This window comes from Nonomuraea antri, from assembly GCF_013283785.1.
GTDB classification, from domain to species: Bacteria; Actinomycetota; Actinomycetes; order Streptosporangiales; family Streptosporangiaceae; genus Nonomuraea; species Nonomuraea antri.
Genome location: NZ_JABCPZ010000074.1, coordinates 1 through 11,689 on the forward strand (window position 1 = coordinate 1; position 11,689 = coordinate 11,689).

The following is an 11,689-nucleotide window of genomic DNA, read 5'->3' on the forward strand; positions in this document are numbered from 1 at the left end:
GCCCCGGCACTGGCCCCGGCCCCGCCGGCCGTCGCCGGGCCGCCCAGTGACGCGCTGAGCTCGGCGGCCACCCGCTGCGCGATCGAGCCCGCGTTCTCGCCGGGCAGCAGCAGCACCACCTCGCCAGGACGCCCGGCCGCCAGCCCGTGCCGCATCGTGGCCTGCGAGGAGGCCCAGAACGCGGCGCGTTCGCGCTGGCCCTCGTGCTTGGCCACCGCGACCACGTGCGGCGCGCCCAGGTCCACGCCCAGCCTGCGGGCCCGGTCGGCCAGCCCGGGGGTGTCGGGGCGGGCGATGAGGTCGTCGAGCAGCTCGCCGCGCACCCGGCCCTCCGCCTCGGCCACGCTCCGCCTGAACAGCAGCAACAGCGCGCAGACCAGCGCGGCCCGCTCCAGGATGCGTTCGTCGGCGTCGTCGCTGCGCAGGATGAGCGTGCACAGCGGCTCGCCGCCGACGTCCACCGAGGCGATCAGCAGGTCACCCCTGCGCACGGTACGCCCCAGCGCCCTGGACGCCTGCGCCGCCTCGAACACCCCGGCGTCCAGCTCGCCCACGTCGCCGGTGAGCGCCCGGCCCAGGTCGTCGAGCACCGCCAGCGAGCCGCCGAGCACGTCGGTGACCACGGCGGCCACGTCCTCGATACCGCCGCCGCGCAGCACCAGCGAGGTCATCCTGTCGTGGGCCAGCGCGGCCCGCTCGACGGCCGCGCCGTGCTCCCTGACCGTCTTGTGCGCCTGTGAGAGCTCCTCCAGCGCGTTCCTGGTCTCCTGCAGCAGCCTGGCGTTGTCGATCGCCACGGCGGCGTGCGCGGCCAGGCTGGCCAGCAGCGACACCTCTTCCTGCAGGAACGGCCTGGCGCTGCGGTTGGCCGCCATGAGCACGCCGATCACCCGCTGGCCCAGCCGCAGCGGCACGCCCAGGATCGCGACCAGGCCCTCCTCTTCCACGGCCTCGTCGATGTGCTGTTTGTGCTGGAAGCGGGCGTCGGCGAAGTAGTCGGCGGTGCTGTACGGCGTCGCCGTCTGCGCCACCAGGCCGCCCAGCCCGGCCCCCATGGCCAGCCGCAGCGCGCGGAACTTGGCCGAGATCGACCCGTCGGTGACCCGCATGTACGTGTCGCCGCGCTCCGGGTCGTGCAATGTCAGATAGGCCGTGTCGGTGCCGAGCAGCTGCCTGGCCCGGTGCACGATCGCCTCCAGCACGGCGTCGAGGTCGCGCAGCGCCGCCAGGTCGCCGGCCGTGTCGTAGAGCGCGGACAGCTCGGCCTCGCGCCTGGCCCGCCGCCTGAGCAGCGCGCGCACCTTCAGCGCCTCGACCTTGGCCCGTTCCAGCTCCTCGATGGTCGCCGCGTCGGCGCCCGCCGCCCTGGCCTGGACGATCGGCCCTTCGAACTCGACCGCGGACGCCTCCCTGGCCAGCAGTTCGAGGAAGGGGAAGCTCACTACCTGGCCGTCCAGCCGCCGTCGACCGGCAGGGACACGCCGGTGACGAACGATCCGTGCGGCCCGCACAGGTAGGCGACCAGCTCGGCCACCTCCTCGGGCTCGATCAGCCGCTTGATCGCCGCCGGGCGCAACATGATGTCGGAGACGACCTCGTCAGGCTCGATGCCGTGCGCCTTCGCCTGGTCGGCGATCTGCCCCTCGACCAGTTCGGTGCGTACGTAGCCGGGGCAGACGCAGGTCGAGGTCACCCCGTGCGGCGCGCCTTCCAGCGCGACCGTCTTGGAGAACCCCTCCAGCGCGTGCTTGGCCGTGACGTAGCCCGCCTTGAACGGCGAAGCCCGCAACCCGTGCACGGACGAGATGTTCACGAACCGGCCCCAGCGCCTCTCATACATTCCCGGCAGGAACCGCCGGGCGATCAGGAACGGCGCCTCCACCATGACCTTCATCATGGTGGCGAACACCTCGGGCGGGAACTCCTCGACGGCCGCCACGTGCTGGAACCCGGCGTTGTTCACCACGATATCGACTGGCTCGTCCGGCAGCGCCGACTCGAACCCCGGCACGCTCAGATCGGCCACCACCGCGACGCCGCCGATCTCGGCGGCCACCTTCCCGGCCGGTTCCGCCCGCCGGTCCACCACCAGCACCTTCGCCCCCGCGGCCGCCAGCCGCCTGGCGCACGCCGCACCGATGCCGCCCCCGGCCCCCGTCACCAGCGCGATCCGCCCCATCAGCTCCTTCGCCATGCTTCCCGACCTTAGGCGGTGGCCAGGAAGGTCGGCATGGGTGCCGCCGACATAGATCAGTGCCCGACTATGTAGATCAAATCCGGGCCGAGCCGGTGCCGTGATCTCCGGCACGGGCCTGATAGCGTTTGCCTCATGAACGCGTATTCGCACTTCTGGTGGCCCGCCTCCTAGGCGGTCACCCCGGCGAAAACGCGACCCGGCCGCCTCGACGAGGCGGCCGTCGGCATTCCTGGGCGCCTGGTCGAGCATCCGCACCTCGACTGAAGAAGGGCGTTGAACATGACCAGCACGACCACCACCTGGCCCAGCCTGCTCACCACCCTGCTCGACGGCGTGTCGCTCTCCGCCAGGCAGGCCGCCTGGGCGATGGAACAGATCATGACCGGTGCCGCCACGGACGCCCAGATCGCCGCCTTCGCGGTGGCCCTGCGTGCCAAGGGCGAGACCGTGGCTGAGGTCTCAGGGCTGGCCGACGGCCTGCTGGCCGGCTCGTCGGCGATCAGGATCCCCGGCGACACCGTGGACCTGGTCGGCACCGGCGGCGACCGGGCGAACACCGTCAACGTCTCCACCATGGCCGCCATCGTGGCCGCCGCCGCGGGCGCGAAGGTCGTCAAGCACGGCGGCCGGGCGGCGTCGTCCGCGGCCGGGGCCGCCGACGTGCTGGAGGAGCTGGGCGTGGTGATCGACCTGTCGCCGGCCGCCGTGGCCAGGGTCGCCGAGGAGGTGGGCATCACCTTCTGTTTCGCGCCGACCTTCCACCCGGCGCTCAAGAACGCCTCCGTCGCGCGGCGCGAGCTGGGCGTGCCCACGGTGTTCAACTTCCTGGCCCCGCTGACCAACCCCGCGCTGCCGCCCGCCCAGGCGGTGGGCGTCTTCCACCCGCGGATGGCCGGGGTGATCGCCGGCGTGCTGGCCGAACGTGGCGCGTCCGCGCTGGTCTTCCGCGGCGACGACGGCCTGGACGAGCTGACCACCTCGGGCCCCTCGGCCGTCTGGGTGGTGCGCAGGGGAACCGCGACCCGTGTCACGTTCGACCCGGCGGACCTGTCCATCCCCCGGGCCCGGCCCGCGGACCTGCGCGGCGGGGACGCCCGGCACAACGCCGCGGTGGCCAGGGCCACGCTGGCGGGCGAGCCTGGACCGGTGCGCGACATCGTGACGCTGAACGCGGCGGCGGCGCTGGTGGCCGCGGAGGGCACGCCACCGCCAGGGGAGCTGACGCAGTCGCTGGGGGCGGCGCACAAACGCGCGGTGGACGCCATCGACTCGGGCGCGGCCACCACGCTGCTCGACCGCTGGATCACCGCCACCCGCACCTGAGCCCTCCCGCACCTGAGCCCTTCGCCACCCGCACCTGAGCCCTCCGGCGGGCGGGCCGTCCCGATGGCGGCCCGCCCGACCGCGGCGGCTCAGGAGGGGCGGGTCAGGAGGGGCGGGTCATCGACAGGACGTCGAGCGCCGCGTCGAGCTGCTCCTCGGTCAGCCGCCCCGCCGCCACGTGCCCGCGCTCGATGACCACCTCACGGATGGTCCTGCGCTCGGCCAGCGCCTGTTTGGCGATCTTGGCGGCCTCCTCGTACCCCACGTACCTGTTCAGCGGCGTGACGATCGACGGCGACGACTCGGCGTACTCGCGCAGGCGGTCCTCGTTCGCCGTGATGCCGGCCACGCACTTGTCGGCCAGCAGGCGCGAGACGTTGGCCAGCAGCCTGATCGACTCCAGGATGTTGCGCGCGATCACCGGCAGCTGCACGTTCAGCTCGAAGTTGCCGGACGCCCCCGCGAACGTGATCGCCGCGTCGTTCCCGATCACCTGGGCCGCGACCATGGCCGTGGCCTCCGGGATGACCGGGTTGACCTTGCCCGGCATGATGGACGACCCCGGCTGCAGGTCGGGCAGGTTGATCTCGCCCAGCCCGGCCCGCGGCCCCGAACCCATCCAGCGCAGGTCGTTGGCGATCTTGTTGAGCGACACCGCCACCACCTTGAGCTGCCCGGACAGCTCCACGATGGAGTCTTGCGCGCTCTGCGCCTCAAAGTGGTCGAGCGCCTCCTGGAACGGGATGCTGGTGGCCTCGCGCAGCTTGGCGATGGCCTGCTCGGCGAAGCCCGGCGGGGTGTTGATGCCGGTGCCCACCGCGGTGCCGCCCAGCGGCAGCTCCAGCACGTGTTCCAGCGCCCGCCTGACCCGCACCACCCCGTGCTCGATCTGCGCCGCGTAGCCGCCGAACTCCTGGCCGAGCGTCACCGGCGTGGCGTCCATCAGGTGCGTCCGCCCCGACTTCACCACCTCGTCGAACTCGATGGCCTTGGCCCGCAGCGCCTCGCCCAGATGGGTCAGCGAGGGCAGCAGGTGGTAGGTGACCTCGGTCGCCGCCGCCACGTGGATCGAGGTCGGGAACACGTCGTTGGACGACTGCGAGGCGTTCACGTGGTCGTTCGGGTGCACCGGACGCCCCAGCCGCTCCTCGGCCAGCGTCGCGATGACCTCGTTGGCGTTCATGTTGGACGAGGTGCCTGAACCGGTCTGGAAGACGTCGAGCGGGAAGTGTGCGTCGTGCTCGTTCTCCGCGACGTCGGCGGCGGCCTGGGCGATCGCCTCGGCCAGATCCTTGTCGATCACGCCCAGTTCCCCGTTGACCTCGGCGGCGACCGCCTTGATCAGCCCGAGCGCGGCAATATGGGACGGCTCCAGCGACCGCCCTGACACCGGGAAGTTCTCCACCGCCCGCTGGGTCTGCGCGCGCCAGCGGGCGCCCGCGGGCACGCGAACCTCACCCATCGAGTCATGCTCAATACGGAACTCGCTCATGACTCCCAGTCTGGCTCACGGGTGAGCGATCGGCTCGGCCGCAGCGCCCGGGATCGCCACGCGCGAAAACCCGTCGGGGCTACTTCGAGAACAGCGCCACGATCAGGACCGCGATCACCACGGCGGCGGCCGCGGCCACCGCCATCAGCACGAGCATGCCGTTGCGGTTGCCGCTCGGCTGCTGCTGCTCCGGCTGCCCGGCGATGGCGAACAGGTCGGTGCCCAGCCCCTTGCCCGCCTGCCCCGGCGCCTGACCCTGTTGCTGGCCCGGCTGCGGGACGGGAGGCTGGCCGACGGGCTGACCCGGGTGCTGGCCCAGCGAAGGCGCGGGCGGCATGCCCGGCCGCGGCGGCTGCCCCTGGGGGCCCGGCTGCTGCGGCTTCGGCGGGTAGACCTGGTGGCCCGGCGAGCCCATCGGCGACTGGGCGCGGGGGCCGCCCGCCGCGCCCTCGTCGCCGGGACGCTGCGGCGCGCCCTGCTCGGGCGGCGCGGTGAACGGGCCCTTGGGACGCATCACGCTGACCGTGCGCTCGGGGTCGAAGTCGTCGTCGCCCGGAGCCTGCTGGTAAGCCCCCTGCGGCCCGGACGGCTGCCCGCCCTGCGGCCCAGACGAATGCCCAGACGAATGCCCGGACGGATGCCCAGACGGATGCGCCGACGGGTGCCCGGCCTGCGGCCCCGACGGGTGCCCGGCCTGCGGTCCGGCCGGCTGCGGCCTGGACGCGGGGCCCGCCTGCGGCCCGGAGGGCGGCTGCTGGTGCGGGGCGCGCTGCGGCGCGGTCGGCGCGCCCATCGGGCCGCGCGCCGCACCCTGCGGCCCACCCGCTCCCGCTCCTGGAACGCCAGGAGCGCCGACCCCGGGAGCGCCGGGCCCACCGGCTACGGGCGCGCCAGGCCCGGCGTGTCCCTGCGGCCCAGGACGGCCCTGCGCCCCGGGCGCCCCGGGTACCGCTCCACCCTGGCCCGCGGACGCCGGCGGGCGACCGGTCCCGGCGGGCGAGGCGGGGGCGGTGGGGGCGGCGAACTGGTCGGGCACGGCGGCCTCCTCAGCGATCAAGGCCTCGGCCGTGAGCACCGGCATCTCGTGGGTGGGGGTGTCGGCGACCATGCGCAGCAGGGTCTCCGCCTTGGCAGCGCTCAACCGCTGCCGATAGTCCTTGTGCAGCAGCCCGTTCAGCACCGGACGCAGTTGCCCGGCCTGCGTGGGCGGGTCGGCGCTCTCGCTGAGCAGCGCCGCCAGCGTCTCGGCGATCGTGGACCGCTCGTAGGCCGGACGCCCTTCGACCGCGAAGTACAGCGTCGCGCCCAGCGACCAGATGTCGGATTCCGGCCCGGTGTACTCGCCCCTGGCACGTTCCGGAGCGGTGTAGCCGGGCGAGCCGATCACCATACCGGTTCTGGTCAGCCGGGAGTCGCCCTCGGCCTTGGCGATGCCGAAGTCGGTCAGCACCACGCGCCCGTTCTCGGTGATGAGCACGTTGCCCGGCTTGACGTCGCGGTGCGTGATGCCCTGCGCGTGGGCCTCGCGCAGCGCGCCGAGCAGGTCGACGCCGATCTCGGCGACCAGGCGCGGCGGCAGCGGGCCCTCCTCGTCGATCACCTGCTCCAGGGAGCGGGCCTCGATGAGCTCCATGATGATCCACGGGCTGTTGTCGTGGATCAGCACGTCGTGGATGGAGGCGACCGAGGGATGGTTGATGCGCGCGGCGATGCGGCCTTCGCGCACCATGCGTTCGCGCAGCTCAGTGCGCTGTTCCTCGGTGAGCCCGGGGTCCTGGCGGATTTCCTTGACCGCCACCTCGCGCCCGAGTGCACGGTCGCGGGCGCGCCACACCGTGCCCATGGTCCCCCGGCCGAGGGGCGCGATCAGCTCGTAGCGTTCCGCGAGCAGGCGTGTCTGCTGTTCCGGCATGAGAAGAAGATATCGATTCTCGCTTAGGAAGTGCTTTACCCTCGCTTGCGAAGTTCTCTTGGCCAGAACCTTCGAGGAAGGAACAACTTTATCACCGTCGACATGAAGCGGGCGTAAGCCGAAGGGGCGGGCTTGGGCTCGACCCGCCGGCGGTGCACGCCTTCACCGGGCCTGCGCTCCAGCCGGGGCGAGGGCACGGCCAGCGCAGCGGCCGTCGCCTCCGCCCGGTGCAGCCCGCGATGCGCGGGCCGGCGACTGAAAGACGGCGCCGCCGGAACCGGCGAAAGCCGCACGGACTTGCGCGGGGCCAGCGGCTCCTCCGCCGCTCCTCCGGCCGCCACCCTGGCCAGCATCAGCGAGGCGCGCACGGAGTCGAGCCTGGTCTGCGGGTCGATGCGGAGCAACGCGTCGAGCACCGGGGCCAGCGGCCCGGCCTTGGTCATCGGGATCGGCTCGCCACTGGTGAGCGCGGCCAGCGCGGCGGCCGCCGTACGGCGACCGTGCAGGCCGCGGCCCTCGACGGCGGTGTACAGGGTCGCGCCGAGCGACCACAGGTCGGCGGCGGGGCTGGCCTTGGAGCCGAGCACGCGCTCTGGCGCGATGTAACCGGCGGAACCGAGCACGATGCCGGCCTGGGTGATCGAGACGTCGCCTTCGAGCGCGGCCAGCCCGAAGTCGGTCAGCACCGCCCGGTCCTCCGTGACCAGCACGTTGCTTGGCTTCACGTCGCGATGGAGGATGCCCTTGGCGTGCACGGCCCGCAGCGCGCCGAGGATCTGCCGGCCGATCTCGGCCGCCCGGCGCGGGTGGAGCGGTCCTTCCTCCTGGATGAGCTGTTCGAGCGACTTGGCCCGCAGCAGTTCCATGACGATCCACGGCCGGTCGTCCTCGGTGACGACGTCGAAGACGGTGATGACGGACGGATGCGCGACCATCGCGGTCGCGCGCCCCTCACGCTCGGTGCGGGCGCACAGCTCGGCCCGCAGTTCCTCGTCGAGCACGGCGGGAAGCCGCACTTCCTTGACCGCCACGTCGCGGTCGAGTAGTTCGTCATGTGCCCGCCAAACGGTGCCCATGCCGCCGCGTCCGACCGGCTCCACAAGCCGATAGCGCGCGGCGAGGAGGTAACCGGAAGGCGCACGCATGCCTGGCAGCTTACCTATTTGGGTAAACAACCCAGTAGAGGCCGGGCCGATAAATTGTTGCGAACTTAAGTCATGCCGTCTGACTCGTCACGTCAGGTCCCGGGCTGGCCGCACATCTGAGATCCAAGTCACTCGCAAGCCGGCGTCGCCACGATGGGTTCACCCGGGTACGGCCGCGCTGAGCCGTACCCGGGTCTCGCCGTCTCACTTTCCTGTGGCCTCGCGGGCCTCGGCCGAGCGTGTCGTCGGCGCCCTTGACGTAGGTCTCAGCTTCTTGCGAGCAGGTTGCAGCTGCGGCATGATCGCGATCGTCAGTCAGGTCCAGCCGCGCGGGCGGCTCGCCCCGCCCGCGCCGCACCTGGTGGCCGCCTGCCCGGCCACGCGCCGAGAAAATGTGCATGATGCCTAGTAGGGGACTTTTCGGCGTCCGGCAGTCTGACTGACAGGGGAACCCCGGGCGCCGTCAGCGAGTTGTAAGGGTGTCGTAAGGGGGCGGGGGCATGGTAAAGCCATGAAGGACGACGGGATCTCCGAGCAGCGAAAACTGTCGGTGCCGTTCGTCAAAATAGAGGCATACGCCCAGGGTTCACAGACGATGAACATCGGGGGACGTGATGAAGAAGCGCCAGATCCAGGTCCGTCGCCGGCCGAGAAGACCGGCGGGAGCCAGTTTGGACCTTCGCACGCCGTCCGGGCGTCAGCTGCCCTTCTGAAAGACCAGGAACCAGGAGCGCCATCTGAGAGGTGCGTTATGTGCAGCCACTTCCCCGCTTGCCCCAGTGCCGACTCTCTCGACCGTGAGGCGTCGCACGTGATCGCGGCCCACCCCGACCAGGGCTGGAGCCTGCTCTGCAACGGCGTCGTCCTCTTCGAGGACACCGGTTTGCTGCTGCCCGACGGCTCCGTCGTGGCGCCGCACCGGGCCCCGGTGGCCGCGTAGAACCTCGATCGGCGTATTGACGGCGCCGAGCGGCGGTTCCGCACACCCGGCGCCATTCACGTTCTCAAGAACTCATTCGCGGAAAACGTTCAGCGGCGGCCGATCGACAACACCGGGCCGGTGCGATCGGTGAAGAAGTCGTCTCCCTTGTCGTCCACCACGATGAACGCGGGGAAATCCTCGACCTCGATCTTCCAGACCGCCTCCATTCCCAGCTCGGGGTATTCCAGCACCTCGACCTTCTTGATGCAGTCCTGCGCCAGTCGCGCCGCGGGACCGCCGATCGAGCCCAGGTAGAAACCGCCGTACTGATGGCAGGCGTCGGTCACCTGCTTCGACCTGTTGCCCTTGGCCAGCATGACCATCGAGCCGCCCGCCGCCTGGAAACGCTCCACGTAGGAGTCCATCCGACCGGCGGTCGTGGGGCCGAACGAGCCCGAGGCGTAGCCCTCCGGGGTCTTGGCCGGACCGGCGTAGTAGACGGCGTGGTCCTTGAGGTACTGCGGCATCTCGCCGCCGCCGTCGAGCAGCTCGGCGATCTTCGCGTGGGCGATGTCGCGGGCCACGACCAGCGGGCCGGTCAGCGAGAGCCGTGTCTTGACGGGATGCTTCGTCAGCTCGGCGAGGATCTCCGGCATCGGACGGTTCAGGTCGACCTGGACGACGTCGTCCGAGAGGTGCTCGTCGGTGGTCTCCGGCAGGAAGCGGGCCGGGTCGGTCTCCAGCTTCTCCAGGAACACCCCCTCCGGCGTGATCTTGGCCAGCGCCTGACGGTCGGCCGAGCACGAGACCGCGATGGCCACCGGGCACGAAGCGCCGTGCCTGGGCAGCCGGATGACCCGCACGTCGTGGCAGAAGTACTTGCCGCCGAACTGCGCGCCGATGCCCAGCTTCTGCGTCAGCGCGAAGACCTTGGCCTCCAGCTCCAAGTCGCGGAACCCGTGGCCGGACGGCGAGCCCTCGGTCGGGATCGAGTCGAGGTAGCGGGCGCTGGCGTACTTGGCGGTCTTGAGCGCGTACTCGGCGGACGTGCCGCCCACCACGATCGCCAGGTGGTACGGCGGGCAGGCCGCGGTGCCCAGCGAGCGGATCTTCTCCTCCAGGAAGGCCAGCATGCGCTTCTCGTTGAGCACCGCCTTGGTCTCCTGGTACAGGAACGACTTGTTGGCCGAGCCGCCGCCCTTGGCCATGAACAGCAGCTTGTACTCGTCGGCGTGCCCGGCCGGGTCCTCGGCGTACAGCTCGATCTGGGCGGGCAGGTTGCTGCCGGTGTTCTTCTCCTCCCACATGGTGAGAGGGGCCATCTGGGAGTAACGCAGGTTCAGCCGGGTGTAGGCGTCGTAGACGCCGCGCGAGACGTGCTCGGCGTCGCGGCCGTCGGTGAGCACGTGGCGCCCGCGCTTGCCCATGACGATGGCGGTGCCGGTGTCCTGGCACATGGGCAGCACGCCGCCGGCCGAGATCGAGGCGTTCTTGAGCAGGTCGAGCGCGACGAACCGGTCGTTGCCGCTGGACTCGGGGTCATCGACGATCTTGCGGAGCTGGGCGAGGTGCGAGGCCCGCAGGAAGTGCGAGATGTCGTGGATCGCGGTCTCGGTGAGGAGCCGCAGCGCCTCCGGGTCCACTTCCAGGAACGTACGCCCAGCAGCCTCGACCTTCCGCACCCCCTCCGACGTGATCAGCCGATACTCGGTCTCATCGGCGCCCAGCGGAAGCAGGTCGGTGTAGTCGAACTCGCCCATGTCCATCCTTTCGGTCCAGGTAGAGATTACGCGCTCTCGCTGACCCTCCCTTCACCCACCGAGGTTCCCGCCGGGACCGGGGCTTTGCGCCGCTGCGAGGTGAGGCCGACCAGGATGCCGGCGATCACCAGCCCGGCGCCGAGCAGGTCGTAACCGGACGGCGCCGCCACGCCCAGCACCGCGCCGGTGACGATCGCGCCAACCGGGATGAGGCCCGCGAACAGCCCGGCCAGCCCCGGCCCGAGCTTGGGCAGCGAGCTGTACCACAGGAAGAACGCGACCACGGTGACCACGGTCGCCAGGTAGCCGAAGCCCAGCGCCTCGGGCAGGGTGGGCACGCGCAGTGCCGCGGCGCCGTCCTGGACCAGGGCGGTCAGCGTCAGCATCGGCACGGCCAGCGCCGTCGAGTACGCCGACACCCTGATCGCCCCCAGCTTGGGCAGCAGCGGGATGGCCAGCATCGAGAAGCTGACCTCGCCGACCAGCGCGACCAGCGCCCACAGCAGCCCGGTCACGCTGCCGCTGCCCAGCCCGGTGGCCAGCGTCGCGCCCGCGACCACCACGCCCGCGCCGAGCAGCAGCCGGGGCGCCGGACGCCCGCCGGCCAGCGCGAGCGCCAGCGGCACGGTGCCGAGCACGGTGCCCACCAGCGCGGGGCCGGAGTGCCGGGTCGACTCGACCACCGCCACGTTGAAGATCACCAGCCCGAACAGGGTCAGCCCGGCCAGGCACAGCCACTCCCGGCCGGTCAGCCGGACGAACCGCAGCCCCAGCGCCCTGGTCACGGCGAGCAGGATGATCGCGGCGATCAGGTAGCGAACCGCCTGCCCGCCGTAGACCGGGTAGTCGGCCACCAGCCCGGAGACCCCGGCCAGCGTCCCCACCAGGAACATGGCCGTCGCGGCCCCTGCGATCCCATTTCTCATGGGTTGGATGCT

The 11,689-nt window shown here is 71.6% G+C and carries 9 protein-coding genes; 2 read left to right on the forward strand and 7 right to left on the reverse strand.

Annotation, left to right across the window (positions count from 1 at the left end; all coding sequences use genetic code 11):
- On the reverse strand, positions 1-1,442 hold a 1,442-nt coding region (locus HII36_RS23995; protein ID WP_328807852.1), incomplete at its 3' end, for a GAF domain-containing protein.
- Positions 1,442-2,194: a 3-hydroxybutyrate dehydrogenase gene (locus tag HII36_RS24000; RefSeq protein WP_173525488.1), complete on the reverse strand. Its 753-nt coding sequence runs from the start codon at positions 2,192-2,194 to the stop codon at positions 1,442-1,444. The genes HII36_RS24000 and HII36_RS23995, both read right to left, overlap by 1 nt.
- A 282-nt stretch (positions 2,195-2,476) precedes the next feature.
- On the opposite strand from HII36_RS24000, the gene trpD reads away from it, so the two are divergent.
- Positions 2,477-3,520: an anthranilate phosphoribosyltransferase gene (gene trpD / locus HII36_RS24005; RefSeq protein WP_173525489.1), complete on the forward strand. Its 1,044-nt coding sequence runs from the start codon at positions 2,477-2,479 to the stop codon at positions 3,518-3,520.
- A gap of 103 nt (positions 3,521-3,623) precedes the next feature.
- Here the strand turns inward: trpD and HII36_RS24010 are convergent, their stop codons facing one another.
- From HII36_RS24010 to HII36_RS24020, 3 genes are all read right to left on the reverse strand, one after another.
- Positions 3,624-5,012: a class II fumarate hydratase gene (locus HII36_RS24010; protein WP_173525490.1), complete on the reverse strand. Its 1,389-nt coding sequence runs from the start codon at positions 5,010-5,012 to the stop codon at positions 3,624-3,626.
- 79 nt (positions 5,013-5,091) lie between these two features.
- Complete coding sequence (locus HII36_RS58005) at positions 5,092-6,924, reverse strand: serine/threonine-protein kinase (RefSeq protein ID WP_173525491.1); 1,833 nt, start codon at positions 6,922-6,924, stop codon at positions 5,092-5,094.
- 35 nt (positions 6,925-6,959) lie between these two features.
- On the reverse strand, positions 6,960-8,069 hold the full coding sequence (locus HII36_RS24020) for a serine/threonine-protein kinase (protein WP_173525492.1): 1,110 nt from the start codon (positions 8,067-8,069) through the stop codon (positions 6,960-6,962).
- Between the two features lie 751 nt (positions 8,070-8,820).
- On the opposite strand from HII36_RS24020, the gene HII36_RS24025 reads away from it, so the two are divergent.
- Positions 8,821-9,009: a DUF5999 family protein gene (locus tag HII36_RS24025; protein WP_173525493.1), complete on the forward strand. Its 189-nt coding sequence runs from the start codon at positions 8,821-8,823 to the stop codon at positions 9,007-9,009.
- An 89-nt stretch (positions 9,010-9,098) separates the two neighbouring features.
- On the opposite strand, the gene HII36_RS24030 is transcribed toward HII36_RS24025, so the two are convergent.
- Positions 9,099-10,751 carry a fumarate hydratase gene (locus tag HII36_RS24030; protein ID WP_173525494.1) on the reverse strand — a complete coding sequence of 551 codons (1,653 nt, stop codon included), beginning with the start codon at positions 10,749-10,751 and terminating at the stop codon, positions 9,099-9,101.
- A 26-nt stretch (positions 10,752-10,777) separates the two neighbouring features.
- Entirely contained in the window at positions 10,778-11,677 is a 900-nt protein-coding gene (locus HII36_RS24035) for a DMT family transporter (protein WP_173525495.1), read from the reverse strand.
- Positions 11,678-11,689 lie beyond the last annotated feature (12 nt).